Source organism: Sinorhizobium sp. CB7 (genome assembly GCF_041357635.1).
Lineage (GTDB): Bacteria > Pseudomonadota > Alphaproteobacteria > Rhizobiales > Rhizobiaceae > Rhizobium.
Genome location: NZ_JAULLL010000008.1, coordinates 62,927 through 80,148 on the forward strand (window position 1 = coordinate 62,927; position 17,222 = coordinate 80,148).

Sequence of the window (17,222 nt, forward strand, 5' to 3'; positions counted from 1 at the left end):
GTTAAACTATTTAAACGATTTAGTTAATTTTAAACGATTAGTATCCAAAGAAAAATCTCATGGGCTTGAGGTGAAATGGTGGTGCGCGTCGATCGGCAATTCCTTTTCGATACCGTTGGCGAAACTCTCTTCCAAGGCAGCCTAACGGGAGAGCAGGTGGAAGGGATTGCCGCGCTGCTCCATGCTTGGGAGAGATGGCCATGGCGCGACGATGATCGTTGGTTGGCCTACATGCTGGCGACTGTATTTCACGAGACGGCCCATACGATGCAGCCGGTGCGCGAGACGCTTGCGACAGAGGATGACAAGGCGATCGAGATCCTTGAGAGCGCCTTTGCAAATGGCAGGCTCTCCTGGGTGAGAACGCCCTATTGGCGCAAGGACGAGGAGGGCAAGAGCTGGCTGGGGCGTGGCCTCGTGCAACTCACGCACAAACGCAACTACAAGGCAATGAGCGCGGTGACGGGTATCGATCTGGTGGCCGATCCTGATCGGGCTATGGAGATGGATACCGCCGTGACGATACTGATGGAGGGAATGCGACTGGGAAGTTTCACCGGCTACAAGCTCGCCGATTTCTTCGGCGACGACAGGCAGGATTGGGTAAATGCGCGCCGCATTGTCAATGGCACGGACCGTGCGGAGCAGATCGCAGGCTACGGCCTGACGCTTCATTCGGCGATCAGATATGCTGAAAACGCCCGTCCGGGCGGGCCTCGGCGGGTGGGTTGAAGGGGATTACCATGCGTGCTATCGCGGCCCGGTCCGGCAGCACGAACCGAGAGGGGACACGGGTGATCCGTCACATCGTTTTCTTCAGCGCACCGAGAGACCATCTCCAGGCCGTAAGGGCGGGGCTTTCGATCTTGACTGAGATTCCGCATGCGCGCTTGTTGGAGATCGGCACGAACGTCAAGACAGACCAGCTTGGCACAGACGTGGATCTTGTGGTCTATGGGGAATTCGATGACGAGGCCGCGCTTGCCGCCTATAAGGCTCACCCGAACTACGAACGTTCCATTGCTCTTGTACGGCCGCTGCGGGAAATGCGGATCGCGGCGGATTACGACACGGAGACAGCCGCGAGGCAGGCGATTTAATCGCGTGTTTTTGCATTTCTACACATGCCATCGCTATGTGGGAAGGCCACCCGGAATTTTCAGCTAACCCTTTTGGACGGCAAACGGCTTCGCACTTTTCCTGGAATTGCTTTAGATTGCGAACTGCTGTTCGGACGACCGCGCCCGCCGCACCAGCACGCTCAGCATGACGATGAACGCCAACGAGAGCGTGGTGAGTGTGGCGCAGGTGATGACGACGGCCCCGCTGCCCGCGCGATCGAGGATCGCTGTGAAGATGACGGGGGCGATCGCATTGGCGATGTTCTGGGGCGTGGAGAGGCGGGCCGACTGTAAACCATATTCACGGGCGGAAAACAGGGCGAGTGGCATCAGCGCGCGTGCAACAGTCATGACGCCGGAGCCGAAACCATAGAGCAGGATGAAGCCGACAAGCAGCGTCGTGGTTGATCCCACCGCGATCAGAAGTAGGAAACTGGTGAGCATGAGGCCGATACCCATTATGGCGCTCAGGATCGGATTGCCGCGCTTGCCAAGGAGCATATCGAGGAAGCGTGCCGAAACGCCGATGACGCCCCGGGCCGAGCCGAGCTGTAGTGCGAGTGCCGGTGAGGCACCCGCCTGACGAAAGACTTCGAGCAGCGATGGCGAGAGGCCAAAGGTGACGAAGCTCGAAATTGCGGTGGCCGCCGCAATCAGCAGAAAGGCGAGACGACGCGCTTCTGGCGAGAGCGCCACCGGCGGGGTGTCCGCGGCTGGCCCCGTGGTGTGGCTCGCGACCGGTTTAGGCAAGGCAAAGAGGTGTAGCGGCAACCAGATGAAGAGCTGCAATGCGGCACCGATGATGAATGTCATGCGCCAACCGAAAGCTCCGTTGAGAGCGCTGAGGATGGGCCAGAAGATCGTGGCCGACAGACCGGTGAAAAGCATTAGGATCGTGATCGTGCGCTTGCCGTTGAGTCCCTCGCGCTCGATCATGGCGGTATAGGCCGGCGCTGAAAGGCCAAGCGCGCCGCCGACGCCCATCGCGATCCACGCCAGGACATAGAGAACGACACCACCGGCTGCGGCAAGTAACAACAGGCCGATTGCGAAAATGACTGAGGCGGCGGCAAGTACTCGTGCGGCACCATAGTGAGCGAGCCAGCGGCCGGTCACGGGACCTGCGAAGGCGCTGACGAGCATCATGATGGTCAGGGCGGAGAAGATAACTTCGTTCGGCAGACCGAGATCGGGCGCGATGACACGTCCCATCACTCCAAGCATGTCGAAGGTCGTTCCCCAGCCAATGAGTTGGGTTACGGCAAGAACTGTGACCGTCTGCGCCGAGCGCAAGGAAAAGGACTTTGGCATCGGCGCTGAAATAGGGTCGGAAACGAGAGGAAGGCGGGCGATGGACATCGTACCTTCAACCATTCGGCGAAAGCAATAGGGCAACAGCGAGCGGAATTTTCCGGCGCACACTCAGGGCAAGAGCAAGAAGCGCGACGCAAGACCGAGCGGCGGAGAAAGCCAACTGCGATGAGGACCGGGAAAGCCGAAATCCCGCCGTTTTTGATCCCTGTATTCCGGTCGCGGCGTTCGATATCCGACAGGCGACAACAGCCTCGTCGCACGCTCGGCGGGAATAAAATTACAGCCCATTCATTTGCCATTCAGGCTGCTTTGGGTAAATATTCCGGCAAGAATTATCGTTGTGAAAGCATAGCACATGGCATCTCCCTTGAGTGTCGCAGCACTGTCCGCCTTCCTGGCGGTCTCCGCTCCGTCACCGGACTCGCAGACGTTCGTCGTGCGGGTAGCGGGCGATTGCAGCGCAGCCGCGGCTCAGGTGGTGGCTCAGACGGGAGGCCAGCTTCTTTCCGCGCAACCCTCGGGCGATTCATGCATCATTACCGTTCTTGTCCAGGGCAACGGCCAACGGCCGCGTAAAGTGACCGTAAGGGTTCCTATGTAAAAGGGACTGGGCCTCTCGGCCGATGGAACACCATGAACGGGGATAGAGCGCACAGATGCGTATTCTTGTAGTCGAAGATGACCTCAATCTGAACCGCCAACTCAGCGAGACACTGAAGGAGGCCGGCTATGTCGTCGATCAGGCCTTCGATGGGGAGGAAGGCCATTTTCTTGGCGATACCGAACCTTACGATGCCATTATCCTCGACATCGGCTTGCCGGAAATGGACGGAGTCACGGTCCTTGAGAAATGGCGCGGAGCCGGCCGGGTCATGCCGGTCCTCATCCTGACGGCGCGAGATCGTTGGAGCGACAAGGTCGCCGGTATCGATGCCGGCGCCGACGATTATGTCACCAAGCCGTTCCACGTCGAGGAAGTGCTGGCGCGCATCCGGGCGCTGATCCGCCGGGCGGCCGGCCATGCTTCCTCTGAAATCGTCTGCGGGCCTGTCCGCCTCGACACGAAGAGTTCGAAGGCGATGGTCAACGGAAAGACGCTCAAACTCACCTCGCACGAATATCGTCTGCTTGCCTATCTCATGCATCACATGGGGGAGGTGGTTTCCCGTTCCGAGTTGGTCGAGCATATGTATGATCAGGATTTCGATCGTGATTCCAATACGATCGAGGTATTCGTCGGGCGTCTTCGCAAGAAGATGGGTGTCGATATTATCGAAACGGTGCGTGGACTTGGCTATCGTATCCAAGCGCCGACCAATGCTAATTAAGTCGCTTACCGCCCGTGTCTTGCTTCTGACCACGGTCTGGTCGACCGTCGCTCTGGTTGTAATCGGGCTGGTGATTTCGACCCTCTACCGCAAGGGTGCCGAGCGCAGTTTCCAGGATTTGCTGCGTGCCCAGCTCTATAACGTCATCAATTCCGTAACGATCGGCGATCAGGGTGCGCTGGCAGGCAGCCCTCAGCTCGGCGATCTGAGATTTGCGCAGCCGAAGACCGGCTGGTACTGGGTCGTGGAGCCGCTCGGCACCTACACTGCGGCGCCCTTGGTTTCTCCCTCCCTCGGCGCTGCCAATGTACCCGTCCCATCTGTTCTCGAAGCGCCCTTCGACAAGAATTACGAGCGCTTCTACGCCGTGACCGATTCGTTCGGTAATCGCGTACAGGTTGCCGAGACTGAAGTCGTCCTTGATACCGACGGACGTGCCGCCCGCTTCCGGGTTACTGGCAATATCGCCGTCGTCGAGGACGACGTCCGCGCGTTCTCCCATAGTCTCTATCTGGCGCTTGCCGGCTTCGGCGTGGGCAGTCTCATCGTCAACGCGCTTGCGACTCTCTATGGCTTGAAGCCGCTCGACAAAGCGCGCCGGGCCCTGGAGCGGATACGTGCTGGCGAGAGCGAGAAGTTGCAGGGCGAATTTCCACGCGAAATCCTGCCGCTCGCCAACGAGGTCAACGCACTCATCGAGAGCAACCGGCGTATCGTTGAGCGTGCGCGCATGCAGGTCGGCAATCTCGCCCATTCCTTGAAGACACCGATCGCCGTGCTCCTCAACGAGTCCCGCGTGCTGGAGAAGTCGCACGGCGATCTGGTGCGCAACCAGGCGGAAGCGATGCAGGGGCAGGTGCAGTCTTATCTGAACCGTGCACGTATCGCCGCGCAAAGAGAATCAGTGTTCGCGCGCACGGATGCTGAACCCGCGCTTGAAAGGCTTGTCCGTGTGATGCGGCGGCTGAACGTCGACAAGGAATTCGAACTTTCTGTCTCTCCAAACAATCTCGCGGTTGCGATGGAGCAGCAGGATCTCGAGGAAACCGTTGGCAACCTTCTGGAGAATGCGGCGCGATTTGCCGGTAGCAAGGTAAGGGTGGCCGCCAGCGAAGCACCGGAAAATACCAAGGGGGTCGATGCGGCTCGCCGCCACTGGATCGAGCTGGTCGTGGAGGACGATGGCCCTGGGCTTGAGCCTGACCAGATCCGAGAGGCGCTGAAACGCGGTCGCAGGCTCGACGAAAGCAAGCCCGGGACCGGTCTCGGCCTTTCGATCGTCAGCGAAATCACCAATGAATATCAGGGCAGGCTCGAGCTTTCCCGTGGGACGTGGGGCGGGCTCAAGGCGAGCCTGATCCTGCCTGGGGTGACAAAGGATGTTGCGTGAAGAACTGCTTGATGTCACAAAGGGATAGCCTCGTCCCGATGATGACATTCGAAGACCGCAGCCGGCAGCGGCTATAAATTGACAGCGTTACTTTCAGGTTCGATTGAATGAAGATTCATACCTCATGTCTGATTGCTTCTTGCCTTCTCGCCACCGCTGCACTTACGTCCTGTATGACGAGCAAAGTTTCCGCTCCAAGGGGACTCTTTTCCGGGGGCAGGGCTTCAGCCTCGACACCCTATATCAGTGCGCTGCAGGGTGGTATCATCAGCCGTAGCGGCGTCGAGCTTAGCAATAGCGATCGCCAGCGGGCGCTCGAGGCCGAGTATGGCGCGCTGGAGGGTGCACCCGGCGGACAGCCGGTTACCTGGAGCGGACGTGGCGTCAGCGGTAAGGTGATCGCCGCGGCACCCTATCAGGTCGGCTCCCAGAATTGCCGTCAATACACCCATACGGTAACCGCAAACGGCAAGGAAACGGTGGCGCGCGGGGCTGCCTGTCGCAACAATGATGGAAGCTGGTCGCCGCTGACCTGATCCTGCTTTGCGCGCAATTTCAGTGCTGGCGAGCCGAATTGCGTTCGTTCATTGCGTTGCGGATTGCGGCAGGGATTGCGGCCAAACGCCTCAAATCTTCGTCATAGCAGGTTTAACTGTTGGAATGAGGGCCTGCTTAAAGTAATTGGCGTCTATGTTGTTCTGGATTCTCGTGGCTGTATTGACGGCGGGTGTCGCTGCCGTGCTGCTTTACCCCCTTCTGCGCGGAGCAAAGGCGGCGGAGCAGGACCGCGCGGGTGAAGCTGCCGTCTACCGCGACCAGCTGCGAGAGCTGGATCGCGATCTGGCGGATGGCCTGATTTCTGAGGAAGAGACGGAATATGCGCGTGCTGAAATCGGCCGCAGGCTGCTGGCTGCCGCAAACAGCGAGCCTCCGAGCAAAGCCCCGACGGCACGGCATTACCACCTGACAGAAGCCTTCGTCATCGTGGTCTTGCCCGTTATCGGCCTCTGTCTTTACTTGACAACCGGCAGTCCGGGCCTGCCGTCGCAGCCATTGCAGGCGCGCCTGGAAAATCCAGGCAACGACATGGGAATTCTCGTTGCCAAGGCCGAGCGGCATCTCGCGCAAAATCCGGATGACGGCCAGGGCTGGGAGATTCTCGCACCAATCTATTTCAGGACCATGCGCTTGGGCGACGCCGAAACTGCCTATCGCAATGCCATCCGCCTGCTGGGTCCGACCCCGGCACGCCTCAATGGTCTTGCCGAAACGCTGATGGCCGCGAGCGACGGCGTCGTCACCGCGGATGCGCGCGCCGCCCTGGAGCAGTCGCTGAAGCTTGAGCCGAACAATCCTCGCGCGCGCTTCTATCTCGCCCTGGCACTGGAGCAGGACGGTAAGGCTGAAGCGGCGCGTGCGGCCTTCGAAAATCTGGCGAAACAGTCGCCTGTCGATGCGCCGTGGCTGCCGCTCGTCAATCAGCACATTGCCCGCAACGGTGGCGCCCCCGCCGCCGAGGCGAACGCGCAGGCGCCCGCAGGGCCGACAGATGCGGACGTCGCGGCCGCCGAGAACATGACAACCGGCGACCGGCAGCAGATGATCCGCGGCATGGTCGAGAACCTGGACGCCAAACTGACGCAGAATCCCGATAATTTCGAGGGCTGGATGCAGCTTGTTCGCTCCTATGCTGTTCTGAACGACAAGGATCGGGCTGCCGATGCGCTGAAGCGCGGCCTTGCCGCCTTCCCGGCCGACGGGACTAGAGGCAAGCAGCTGCTGGCGCTGGCGCAGGAATTGGGTATTTCGATGGAGAACAGCCAGCAATGACCCGCAAGCAGAAACGCCTTGCCGTGATCGCGGGTGGCATGAGCTTCATCATCGCTGCGGTGCTGCTCGTCATGTTCGCTTTCAGCCAATCGGTCGCCTATTTCTACATGCCGGCGGATCTGGCAAAGACGCCGGTGGCTCCGGATACCCGCATCCGCCTCGGCGGTCTCGTCGGCGAGGGTAGCCTTGTGCGCGGCAACGGCTCGACCGTGGAGTTCGCCGTGACCGACAGCAGCGGTTCCGTGAAGGTCGAGTACACCGGCATCCTGCCGGATCTGTTCCGTGAAGGGCAGGGAGTCGTCACCGAGGGCAAATTCGCACCAGGTGGTGCGCTTTTCATTGCCGACACCGTTCTTGCCAAGCACGACGAGAAATACATGCCGAAGGAAGTGGCCGATCGGCTGAAGGCGCAGGGACTCTGGAACGAGGGGCAGGGGACGCGATGATCATCGAGGTCGGACATTACGCACTCGTACTCGCGCTCGCCACGGCGATCATCGTTTCCGTGCTTCCGGTCATCGGCGCGCGGCGACGGGATCAATCGATGATGGATGTCGCGCTCACGGGCTCGCTCGTCATGTTTGCGCTCGTCGCCTTTTCCTTCGGCGTTCTTACCTATGCGCATGTGGTTTCCGACTTCTCCGTCGAGAATGTCTGGCAGAATTCGCATTCGCTTGTACCGCTAATCTATAAATTCTCCGGGGTCTGGGGCAATCACGAAGGATCGATGATGCTCTGGCTCCTCATCCTGACGCTGTTCAGCGCACTCGTTGCTCTCTTCGGACGTAATCTCCCGGATACGCTGAGGGCGAATGTTCTGTCCGTTCAGGCTTGGATTTCGGTCGCCTTCATCCTCTTCATCCTGCTGACGTCGAATCCTTTCACGCGGCTTGATCCCGCCCCCGCCGAGGGCAAGGACCTCAATCCAGTGCTGCAGGATCTTGGTCTCGCGATCCATCCGCCGCTCCTCTATCTTGGCTACGTCGGCTTCTCGATCAGCTTCTCCTTCGCGGTCGCGGCGCTGATGGAGGGTCGGATCGATGCGGCTTGGGCGCGTTGGGTGCGACCTTGGACGCTTGCCGCCTGGACCTTCCTGACGGCCGGTATCGCGATGGGTTCCTACTGGGCCTATTACGAGCTCGGTTGGGGCGGCTGGTGGTTCTGGGATCCGGTCGAGAACGCCTCCTTCATGCCCTGGCTTGCGGGAACGGCGCTCCTGCACTCAGCACTCGTCATGGAAAAGCGCGAGGCGCTGAAAATCTGGACCGTGCTGCTGGCGATCCTGACCTTCTCGCTGTCGCTGCTCGGCACCTTCCTCGTGCGTTCCGGTGTCCTGACCTCGGTGCACGCCTTCGCCAGCGATCCGAGCCGTGGGGTCTTCATTCTCTGCATCCTGCTGGTCTTCATCGGTGGTGCGCTGTCACTCTTTGCGTTCCGCGCGCCGCTGCTGAACGCTGGCGGACTGTTTGCCCCAATCTCTCGTGAAGGGGCGCTGGTGCTCAACAACCTGATCCTGACGGTCGCCTGCGGTACCGTGCTGACAGGCACGCTCTATCCGCTGCTGCTTGAGACGCTGACGGGCGACAAGATTTCGGTCGGCCCTCCTTTCTTCAACATGACCTTCGGGCTTCTGATGGCGCCGATACTGATCGCCATCCCCTTCGGGCCGCTGCTCGCCTGGAAGCGCGGCGATCTGCTGGGTGCGCTGCAGAGGCTTTATGTGGCCGCCGCCCTGGCTTTTGTTGTTGCCGTCGCCCTCTTCTATATCGAGCATGGCGGCCCGATTCTGGCGATCGCCGGTCTTGCGGCAGGGCTGTTCATCATCTTCGGTGCGGTTGCCGACCTCTGGTACCGTGCCGGGATTGGAAAGGTGACGGGCGATGTCGCATGGCGTCGCCTTAAAGGCTTGCCGCGCTCGGCCTTCGGCACCGCGGTGGCACATGCGGGCTTCGGGGTCACCGTGCTCGGGATCGTGGCGGTCACGACCTTCCAGACCGAGACCGTGATGGAGATGAAACCCGGCATGACGGCGGATGCAGGCGGCTACACGCTGCATTTCGATGGCATGAAGCCTGCTGCCGGTCCCAACTACACCGAGGACCGCGGCCATTTTACCGTCAGCCGCGGCGGCGTCACGGTCGCCGATGTCTGGTCGGCCAAGCGGATCTACACGGTGGGACGCATGCCGACGACGGAAGCGGGTATTTTGACGTTCGGCCTCAGCCAGCTTTATGTTTCGCTCGGCGACGCGATGAGCGATGGCGGCATGGTCGTGCGCATCTGGTGGAAGCCCTATATCCTCTGCATCTGGGGTGGCGCGGTCATTATGATGATCGGCGGCTTCGTCTCGCTCAGTGATCGCCGACTTCGTGTCGGAGCGCCGAGCCGTCGTGCCAGAGTGGCGCGACCGGTGGTGGAGCCTGCGGAATGATGAGGCGTCTGCTTCTCGTCCTTTCCGTTTTGCTGGCTGCCGTTCCGGCGATGGCGGTCAATCCGGATGAGATGTTGGCTGATCCTAAGCTGGAAGCCCGCGCGCGCGCCCTTTCGGCTGAACTTCGCTGCATGGTGTGTCAGAACCAGTCGATCGACGATTCCAACGCCGAGCTTGCCCGCGATCTGCGGCTTCTGGTTCGCCAGCGTATCACCGACGGCGACAGCGACCAGCAGGTCCTCGACTACATCGTTTCCCGTTACGGCGAATTCGTGCTTCTGAAACCGCGCCTCACTGCCGAAACGGCTCTCCTATGGGGGACGCCCATCGTTCTGATCGCCGCCGCCGGCATCGCGGTCATCGCCTTCATCCGCCGTCGCAGGGACAAGCCGACGGGCAGCCGGTTGACGCCGGAGGAGCAGGCGCGTCTGGATGAAGTCCTGAGCAAATAGGCCCTATACCGCGCGTTCCCAACGGATTTGCCTACATTACGAAATTTTCATTCGCTAGACAGTTCGTTGTAACCTCCGGCGTCCTATATCTTCCCCATCAACTGATCGCCGATGGTCGGCTCGACAGTCAGAAGAAAAGAGGAATGAATATGCTGAAGAATTTAAAGGATCGTCTCTCCGGAGGCACCGTGCTGAAGGTGTCGGCGGTCGCCGGCCTTGCCGCGGCAGTTCTTGCCACCGGCCTTCCGGCCGAAGTCAGCCGGTCCTATGCGGAGGCCGTCAAGGTTCAGGCACCGCAGGTTCCAAGCTTCGCTAACGTCGTCGATGCGGTTTCCCCGGCCGTCGTTTCAGTTCGCGTCGAATCCCGCGTCAAGCCGGTCGCGGACAATGATGGTTTCTCCTTCGATTTCAATGGCCGTGGCTTCGACGATTTGCCAGATGATCATCCGCTGAAGCGCTTCTTCCGCGAATTCGGTGGTCAACCGGGCCAGCGGGGTCCGCAGGCGCGGCCGAACACTCCGGACGGAAAGGGGCGCCTGCGTCCGGTGGCCCAGGGCTCGGGCTTTTTCATTTCGGAGGACGGTTACATCGTCACGAACAATCACGTCGTATCTGACGGCGCGGCCTTCGTGGTCGTCACGAATGACGGTACTGAGCTGGATGCCAAGCTCGTCGGCAAGGATCCGCGCACCGACCTCGCCGTTTTGAAAGTCGATCCCAAGGGCCGCAAGTTCACTTATGTCAATTGGGCCGATGACAACGCCGTTCGTGTCGGTGACTGGGTCGTCGCCGTCGGCAACCCCTTCGGCCTCGGTGGTACGGTGACCGCGGGTATCGTTTCGGCTCGCGGCCGCGATATTGGCTCCGGTCCCTATGACGATTACCTGCAGGTCGATGCTGCGGTGAACCGCGGCAATTCGGGCGGTCCGACCTTCAACCTCAACGGTCAGGTCGTCGGCATCAATACCGCGATCTTCTCGCCCTCGGGCGGCAGCGTCGGTATCGCCTTCGCAATTCCCGCGTCGACCGCCAAGGACGTCGTTGCGGACCTGATGAAGGACGGCACCGTATCCCGCGGCTGGCTTGGCGTACAGATCCAGCCGGTGACGAAGGATATCGCGGAATCGCTTGGTCTTTCCGAGCCGAGCGGCGCGCTTGTTGTCTCGCCGCAGGAAGGTTCGCCGGGCCAGAAGGCCGGCATCCGGAATGGCGACGTCGTGACCGCGGTCAATGGCGAGACCGTCAAGGATCCGCGTGATCTGGCCCGCCGTATCGGCGCGATGCAGCCAGGTGCGAAGGTAGAAGTCTCGCTGTGGCGCGACGGCAAGGCGCAGTCCGTGACCGTTGATCTCGGCACCCTGCCGGCCGATCAGGAGCAGGCATCCACCGACGACGATCAGCAGCAGGCTGAGCCCCAGCAGCCGGCGTCCGAAAAGGCGCTCGCCGATCTCGGCATCAAGGTTTCTCCGGCCGAAGACGGCAAGGGCCTGGCAATCACCTCGATCGACCCGGACTCCGATGCTGCGGACAAGGGCCTGAAGGAAGGCGAAAAGATTACCTCCGTCAACAATCAGGAGGTTTCCAGCGCCGATGACGTCGTCAAGGTTCTGAATCAGGCGAAGAAGGATGGCCGCACCCGCGCTCTCTTCCAGATTCAGTCGGAGAATGGCAGCCGCTTCGTCGCTCTTCCGATCAGCCAGGGCTGATTTCTAGTCGAATGACATAGAGCGGGATGCCGAAAAGCGGCGCCGTCTTCGGGCGACATCCCGCTCTAACTTTTTGATGGAGAGAGGGATTCAGATTTCAGGTCGATACGACCTGAATCACCCCCTTTAGGAAGCCGCGCAGGCCGACGGCTTGCGCGGCTCCAGTCGTTGTCGATTCAAGGATGAAAAACATGACGGGCACTGGTCACGATGCTACGAGTGCTGCCGATTCCGGTTGTGCCAATGCACGACCCGGCGCTAATGTTTCGCACATGAAGATTCTTATAATCGAAGACGATCTGGAAGCAGCCGCTTACCTGACCAAGGCGTTCCGCGAGGCGGGCATTGTCGCCGATCACGCTGGTGATGGCGAGAGCGGTCTCTTCATGGGCAGCGAGAACGCCTATGACGTTATTGTCATCGACCGAATGTTGCCACGCCGCGACGGCCTTTCCGTTATCAGTGAATTGCGTCGCAAGGGCGTTCACACCCCTGTGCTGATCCTGTCGGCGCTTGGCCAGGTGGACGACCGGGTAACGGGTCTTCGTGCTGGCGGTGACGATTATCTGCCGAAGCCCTATGCGTTCAGCGAGCTTCTTGCGCGTGTCGAGGTGCTTGGCCGGCGCAAGGGTACGCCGGAGCAGGATGTCATCTACCGTGTCGGCGATCTCGAGCTCGACCGCCTTTCCCATGAGGTGCGTCGTGGTGGCAAGGAAATTCCCCTGCAGCCGCGCGAGTTCCGGCTTCTCGAATATCTGATGAAGAATGCAGGTCAGGTCGTGACCCGCACCATGCTCCTCGAAAATGTCTGGGACTATCACTTCGATCCGCAGACCAATGTCATTGACGTGCATGTCTCCCGCTTGCGTTCCAAGATCGAGAAGGACTTCAGCCAGCCGCTGCTGAAGACGATCCGGGGCGCCGGGTACATGATCAAGGACGAGGGATGAGCCGCTTTAGGGTTCTCTTCAAATCAACCGCAGTCCGCCTCTCGGCCCTTTATATTCTGCTGTTTGCTCTATGCGCGGCCACCCTCGTCTTCTATGTGACGGCAATGTCGGAGCGGTTGCTCAGCGGACAGATTCGCGAGGCCGTTCAGCAGGAAGTCGATCAGGTCAAGCGCGCCTATGACACCGGCGGGATGAATCTCCTGTTGCGGACGATGGAACGGCGCGCGCGCCAGCCAGGCGCCAATCTTTATGTGATCGCCGGTCCCTCGGGCGATCTGCTGGCCGGAAACGTCGCTTCGGTCCAACCGGGTGTCTTTGCCGAGACAGGCTGGACATCCTCTCCCTTTACCTATCAGCGCTACACGGACTCCGGGGTTGAACGACGCCACAGGGCGATCGCCAATGTCTTCATGCTCGACAACGGCCTGCGCATTCTCGTCGGCCGCGACCTCGGCGATCCGGAGCGGTTCCGTGCGCTCGTCCGTCAGGCTCTGATGATTGCGCTCGCCATCATGGGCGTCGGCGCCGTCGTGATCTGGTACGGTATTGGCCGCAATGCCTTGAAACGTATCGATCGCATGTCCGATGCAAGCAAGAAGATCATGGCGGGCGACCTCGCCCAGCGTCTGCCCGTCGGCGGCTCAGGCGACGAGTTCGACCGGATGTCTGCTTCGTTGAACGCGATGCTGGAGCGGATCGAAAAGCTCAACGAAGGCCTGCGACAGGTTTCCGACAACATAGCGCATGACCTGAAGACGCCGTTGACACGGCTCAGAAACAAGGCCGCCGACGCTCTGAATGTCGAGGACGCCGAAGGGCGCCGCGCGTCGCTTGAAGGTATCATCGCCGAATCCGATCAGCTTATTCGCACCTTCAACGCGCTGCTGATGATTTCGCGCGTCGAGGCAGGTTCGGTCGCTGCGGAAATGTCCCCCGTCGATCTTTCCGCCATCGTTGCCGATAGTGTCGAGCTCTACGAACCGCTCGCCGAAGAGGCGGGACTGGCGCTGGTCGCCAAAATCGAGCCGGCGATCGAAATACAGGGCAATCGGGAACTGATTGGGCAGGCGATCTTCAATCTCATCGACAATGCCATCAAATATTCGTCCGACAATCCCGACAAGGCGGAGGTCGCGCTGACATTGTCACGACGGCCGGAGGGCATCTGTCTTTCGGTTGCCGATCATGGTCCTGGCATTCCACCTGAAAAGCATGAGGACGTGATCAAGCGTTTCTATCGGCTGGACGAAAGCCGCAGTAAGCCTGGCACCGGTCTCGGCCTGTCGCTTGTCGAGGCGGTCATGGAATTGCATGGCGGCCGCTTGACACTTTCGCAGACTGATGCCGAATGCGGCCGCGGCCTCACCGTCGACATGATTTTTCCTGTTCAGAAAGGGTAATCGGCGGCCCTGACTGTGCCTGTTCCGCCTATCCTTCGTCTCCTGTCTTGGCCCAGGCGCTTCCTGTGCCTAGTTTAGCGATAAGGTGCCGAATCGTCGGAGGGTTCGGCTGCCAAATCACTGCATGGTTCCTTAAATCGGAACCGATTCAAGGATAGGACCATGCAGCAATTCAAAGCGTTACGGCGACCTTTGTGCGTCCTGGCAAGACGCACGGCGCTGTAAGTGCCGCTTTATCAGGCGGAGGAGTGCCGCATGACAGGAACGTTCAATCCCAGCCTGAAGGATGTGAAGCCGGATCTGCTTCGTCCTCTCAACCAGACGGAACTGAAGTCGGCTCTATCCGATTTGAGGGAGATCGGCCGCGAGCAGCCGGCCGTTGCCGGCCTGCTCGACGGTGAAGGACCGCTCAAGGACTTCATCATCGCCGCCTTCACGCTTTCGCCGCATCTGAGAGAGATCGCCCGTGTCGACCCCGCGATTATGGCGGCGGCGATCGACGAGCCGCTGGAACCGCAGATCGAGCGTCTCGTCCTCGAGGCAAGGCGGGCATGGCAGGCGCAGGACGGGCAGGCGTCGCCTTCGGAGAGCGAGGTGATGAGCCGCCTGCGAATCGTCAAACGCAGGGTCGCTTTTCTGGTGGCGCTCGCCGACCTTTCTCGCATCTTCGATGCCCGGGCCTCCACACGCTCGCTGAGCAAGCTGGCCGACGCGGCGGTTTCTGCTGCCGTGGATTACCTGCTGCTTTCTGGTCATGAGAGCGGGAAGCTGAAGCTCCGGGATCCGGCAAAACCAAGCGAAAGTTCAGGCTTGATCGTTCTCGGCATGGGCAAGCTCGGGGCCGAAGAACTGAATTATTCTTCCGATATCGACCTTGTTGTCTTTTTCGATGAGGCGGCGGGCATCGTACCGGATCCGGCCGATGCGATCGACATTTTCCCGCGCCTCATGCGCCGCCTGGTGCGCATTCTGCAGGAGCGCACGGCGGACGGCTATGTCTTCCGCACCGACCTCAGGCTTCGCCCGGACCCAGGATCGACGCCGCTCGCCATCCCTATCGATGCGGCGATGATCTATTACGAGGGCCGGGGACAGAACTGGGAGCGGGCGGCCTTCATCAAGGCACGACCGGTTGGCGGCGATCTCGAGGCTGGTGCCGCATTCCTGAACGATCTCGTACCCTTCGTCTTTCGCAAATATCTGGATTATGCGGCAATTGCCGATATTCACTCGATCAAACGGCAGATCCATGTCCACAAGGGGCACGGCGAAATCGCCGTCAAGGGCCATAATGTCAAGCTCGGGCGCGGCGGCATCCGCGAAATCGAATTCTTCGTCCAGACGCAGCAGCTGATTGCTGGCGGTCGAATGCCGGCTCTGCGCTCACGCCCGACCGAGGAGACGCTCGACGAACTCACAAAGGCGAAGTGGATCGATGCGCAAACGCGTGACGAATTGACCGCAGCTTATTGGTTCCTGCGTGATGTCGAGCATCGCATCCAGATGGTTCGCGACGAGCAGACCCATCTGTTGCCGGAGAGCGAGGCGGACCTGAAGCGGATCGCTTTCATGTTGGGCTTTGCCGATACGTCGAGCTTTTCCGAGAAACTGGTTTCAATACTGAAGACAGTCGAACGTCGCTATGCGCGTCTGTTCGAGCAGGAGGCGAAGCTTTCCACGGAAGCCGGCAATCTCGTCTTCACGGGGCAGGGCGATGATCCGGACACCCTGAAGACGCTGAAAAAGCTTGGCTTCAGCAGACCCTCCGCGGTTGCCCACGTCATCCGTACCTGGCATTACGGCCGCTACCGTGCGACTCAGTCGGTCGAGGCGCGCGAGCGGCTGACGGAATTGACGCCCGAACTCCTGCGTGTTTTCGGAGAAAGCGCGCGCGCGGACGAGGCGATTCTGCGGTTCGACAATTTCATCTCCGGCCTGCCCGCCGGAATCCAGCTTTTTTCCCTGCTTGGCAACAATCCGGCGCTGCTTTCGCTGGTTGTCAACATCATGTCGTCAGCGCCGCGCCTTGCCGATGTCATCGCCGCCAAGCCGCATGTCTTCGACGGCATGCTTGATCCGGCATTGATGGCGGAGCTTCCGACGCGGGAATATCTGGCCGAGCGGCTTAAAGTCTTTCTCGCGTCTGCCCGCCACTATGAGGAAGTGCTTGACCGCCTGCGGATCTTCGCTTCGGAGCAGCGCTTTCTGATTGGCATCCGCCTGCTGACAGACGCGATAAACGGCGGCATGGCGGCGCGCGCCTTTACCCATCTCGCCGATCTTATCGTCGAGGCGGCGCTGGACGCGGTACTGAAGGAAATCCGCGCGGCACATGGCGACTATCCCGGGGGGCGCGTTGCGGTCCTTGGCATGGGCAAGCTGGCAAGCTTCGAACTGACTGCAGGTTCCGATATCGATCTCATCTTGCTCTATGACTATCAGGATACGGTTGCCGAATCGGTGGGGCCAAAGCCACTCGATGCGCCCCGGTATTTCACGCGCGTCACTCAGCGGCTGATCTCCGCGCTTTCGGCTCCGACGGCCGAAGGCGTGCTCTACGAAGTCGACATGCGTTTGCGGCCCTCCGGCAACAAGGGGCCGGTCGCAACCCGCATTAAAGCCTTCGCAAAGTATCAGCGCGAAGAGGCATGGACCTGGGAACATATGGCGCTCAGCCGTTCGCGGCTCATCTGCGGCGATTCTGGTCTGCAGGCGGAAGCCGCCGGTATCATTGGCGAGGTTCTCGCGGCGAAACGGGACGCCGCAAAGATCGCGCATGATGTCACCGAGATGCGCGACCTCATCGAGAAGGAAAAGCCGCCTGCCGATATATGGGATCTGAAGCTCATTCCCGGTGGCTTGATCGATATCGAATTCATCGCCCAGTTTCTCGCACTGATCGCTCCGACCCGTGATGTCCTTGTCACGACCAATGGTTTGAGCACGCTCGAGACTCTAAAGAGCCTGGGCTCGCAGCTGATGGACGGAAATGATCTCGATCTTTGCCTGGAGGCCCTGCGGCTCTATACCGAGCTGTCGCAGTTCATCCGCCTCTGCATCGAAGGCCGCTTCGATCCGAAGGAGGCGCCGGCGGGCCTGGTGGAACTGGTCTGCGGAGCCGGGGAATGCCCGGATATCAGAACCCTGGAGGCAGAGGTGAAGCGTCTTTCAAAGGCTGTGCGCAAAATATTCCAGACGACCGTCAATGCCTCAAATCTACATTGACGGATCCTGCTTGCTGAGGGCGATGTTCGTACACATGCTGGATCGCCAGTTGCCGTGCCTATTGCCGGTTGCTGG

At 60.3% G+C, this 17,222-nt stretch carries 15 protein-coding genes; 14 read left to right on the plus strand and 1 reads right to left on the minus strand.

The annotated features are described in order from the left end of the window. The first annotated feature begins 75 nt into the window (after nucleotides 1-75). On the plus strand, nucleotides 76-732 hold the full coding sequence (locus AAE029_RS16300) for a hypothetical protein (RefSeq protein ID WP_371073915.1): 657 nt from the start codon (nucleotides 76-78) through the stop codon (nucleotides 730-732). Nucleotides 733-794: 62 nt separating this feature from the next. Then, the gene (locus tag AAE029_RS16305) at nucleotides 795-1,100 is read left to right on the plus strand and encodes a Dabb family protein (protein ID WP_371074156.1); all 306 of its coding nucleotides are present in this window, start codon (nucleotides 795-797) and stop codon (nucleotides 1,098-1,100) included. A 111-nt stretch (nucleotides 1,101-1,211) separates the two neighbouring features. On the opposite strand, the gene AAE029_RS16310 is transcribed toward AAE029_RS16305, so the two are convergent. Next, entirely contained in the window at nucleotides 1,212-2,432 is a 1,221-nt protein-coding gene (locus AAE029_RS16310; RefSeq protein ID WP_371074157.1) for an MFS transporter, read from the minus strand. Nucleotides 2,433-2,790: 358 nt separating this feature from the next. Here AAE029_RS16310 and AAE029_RS16315 point away from each other — a divergent pair, with 358 nt between their 5' ends. From AAE029_RS16315 to AAE029_RS16370, 12 genes are all read left to right on the plus strand, one after another. Further along, complete coding sequence (locus tag AAE029_RS16315) at nucleotides 2,791-3,036, plus strand: hypothetical protein (RefSeq protein WP_371073916.1); 246 nt, start codon at nucleotides 2,791-2,793, stop codon at nucleotides 3,034-3,036. A gap of 55 nt (nucleotides 3,037-3,091) precedes the next feature. Further along, a complete protein-coding gene (locus AAE029_RS16320; RefSeq protein ID WP_371073917.1) occupies nucleotides 3,092-3,763 on the plus strand; it encodes a response regulator transcription factor in 672 nt (223 codons plus the stop codon). Then, entirely contained in the window at nucleotides 3,753-5,153 is a 1,401-nt protein-coding gene (locus AAE029_RS16325) for an ATP-binding protein (protein WP_371073918.1), read from the plus strand. Before AAE029_RS16320 ends, AAE029_RS16325 begins: the two co-directional genes overlap by 11 nt. A gap of 107 nt (nucleotides 5,154-5,260) precedes the next feature. Then, complete coding sequence (locus tag AAE029_RS16330) at nucleotides 5,261-5,689, plus strand: hypothetical protein (protein ID WP_371073919.1); 429 nt, start codon at nucleotides 5,261-5,263, stop codon at nucleotides 5,687-5,689. 154 nt (nucleotides 5,690-5,843) lie between these two features. Beyond that, on the plus strand, nucleotides 5,844-6,983 hold the full coding sequence (gene ccmI / locus AAE029_RS16335; protein WP_371073920.1) for a c-type cytochrome biogenesis protein CcmI: 1,140 nt from the start codon (nucleotides 5,844-5,846) through the stop codon (nucleotides 6,981-6,983). Continuing rightward, complete coding sequence (gene ccmE, locus AAE029_RS16340) at nucleotides 6,980-7,429, plus strand: cytochrome c maturation protein CcmE (protein ID WP_371073921.1); 450 nt, start codon at nucleotides 6,980-6,982, stop codon at nucleotides 7,427-7,429. Before ccmI ends, ccmE begins: the two co-directional genes overlap by 4 nt. Continuing rightward, nucleotides 7,426-9,414: a heme lyase CcmF/NrfE family subunit gene (locus tag AAE029_RS16345; protein ID WP_371073922.1), complete on the plus strand. Its 1,989-nt coding sequence runs from the start codon at nucleotides 7,426-7,428 to the stop codon at nucleotides 9,412-9,414. Before ccmE ends, AAE029_RS16345 begins: the two co-directional genes overlap by 4 nt. Next, the gene (locus AAE029_RS16350) at nucleotides 9,411-9,866 is read left to right on the plus strand and encodes a cytochrome c-type biogenesis protein CcmH (RefSeq protein ID WP_371073923.1); all 456 of its coding nucleotides are present in this window, start codon (nucleotides 9,411-9,413) and stop codon (nucleotides 9,864-9,866) included. Before AAE029_RS16345 ends, AAE029_RS16350 begins: the two co-directional genes overlap by 4 nt. A 149-nt stretch (nucleotides 9,867-10,015) precedes the next feature. Further along, nucleotides 10,016-11,572, plus strand: coding sequence for a Do family serine endopeptidase (locus AAE029_RS16355; RefSeq protein WP_371073924.1), 1,557 nt, complete (start codon nucleotides 10,016-10,018; stop codon nucleotides 11,570-11,572). A 191-nt stretch (nucleotides 11,573-11,763) separates the two neighbouring features. Further along, the gene (locus tag AAE029_RS16360; protein WP_371073925.1) at nucleotides 11,764-12,522 is read left to right on the plus strand and encodes a response regulator transcription factor; all 759 of its coding nucleotides are present in this window, start codon (nucleotides 11,764-11,766) and stop codon (nucleotides 12,520-12,522) included. Next, nucleotides 12,519-13,922 carry a sensor histidine kinase gene (locus tag AAE029_RS16365; RefSeq protein WP_371073926.1) on the plus strand — a complete coding sequence of 468 codons (1,404 nt, stop codon included), beginning with the start codon at nucleotides 12,519-12,521 and terminating at the stop codon, nucleotides 13,920-13,922. The genes AAE029_RS16360 and AAE029_RS16365 overlap by 4 nt, the downstream gene beginning before the upstream one ends. Before the next feature lie 255 nt (nucleotides 13,923-14,177). Beyond that, the gene (locus AAE029_RS16370) at nucleotides 14,178-17,147 is read left to right on the plus strand and encodes a bifunctional [glutamine synthetase] adenylyltransferase/[glutamine synthetase]-adenylyl-L-tyrosine phosphorylase (RefSeq protein WP_371073927.1); all 2,970 of its coding nucleotides are present in this window, start codon (nucleotides 14,178-14,180) and stop codon (nucleotides 17,145-17,147) included. Nucleotides 17,148-17,222 lie beyond the last annotated feature (75 nt).

Bases quoted from the DNA above. Each gene is read 5' to 3' on its own strand.
- AAE029_RS16300 (WP_371073915.1), top strand. From the start codon at position 76: ATGGTGGTGCGCGTCGATCGGCAATTCCTTTTCGATACCGTTGGCGAA.
- AAE029_RS16310 (WP_371074157.1), bottom strand. From the start codon at position 2,432: ATGCCAAAGTCCTTTTCCTTGCGCTCGGCGCAGACGGTCACAGTTCTT.
- AAE029_RS16315 (WP_371073916.1), top strand. From the start codon at position 2,791: ATGGCATCTCCCTTGAGTGTCGCAGCACTGTCCGCCTTCCTGGCGGTC.
- AAE029_RS16320 (WP_371073917.1), top strand. From the start codon at position 3,092: ATGCGTATTCTTGTAGTCGAAGATGACCTCAATCTGAACCGCCAACTC.
- AAE029_RS16325 (WP_371073918.1), top strand. From the start codon at position 3,753: ATGCTAATTAAGTCGCTTACCGCCCGTGTCTTGCTTCTGACCACGGTC.
- AAE029_RS16330 (WP_371073919.1), top strand. From the start codon at position 5,261: ATGAAGATTCATACCTCATGTCTGATTGCTTCTTGCCTTCTCGCCACC.
- ccmI (WP_371073920.1), top strand. From the start codon at position 5,844: ATGTTGTTCTGGATTCTCGTGGCTGTATTGACGGCGGGTGTCGCTGCC.
- ccmE (WP_371073921.1), top strand. From the start codon at position 6,980: ATGACCCGCAAGCAGAAACGCCTTGCCGTGATCGCGGGTGGCATGAGC.
- AAE029_RS16345 (WP_371073922.1), top strand. From the start codon at position 7,426: ATGATCATCGAGGTCGGACATTACGCACTCGTACTCGCGCTCGCCACG.
- AAE029_RS16350 (WP_371073923.1), top strand. From the start codon at position 9,411: ATGATGAGGCGTCTGCTTCTCGTCCTTTCCGTTTTGCTGGCTGCCGTT.
- AAE029_RS16355 (WP_371073924.1), top strand. From the start codon at position 10,016: ATGCTGAAGAATTTAAAGGATCGTCTCTCCGGAGGCACCGTGCTGAAG.
- AAE029_RS16360 (WP_371073925.1), top strand. From the start codon at position 11,764: ATGACGGGCACTGGTCACGATGCTACGAGTGCTGCCGATTCCGGTTGT.
- AAE029_RS16365 (WP_371073926.1), top strand. From the start codon at position 12,519: ATGAGCCGCTTTAGGGTTCTCTTCAAATCAACCGCAGTCCGCCTCTCG.
- AAE029_RS16370 (WP_371073927.1), top strand. From the start codon at position 14,178: ATGACAGGAACGTTCAATCCCAGCCTGAAGGATGTGAAGCCGGATCTG.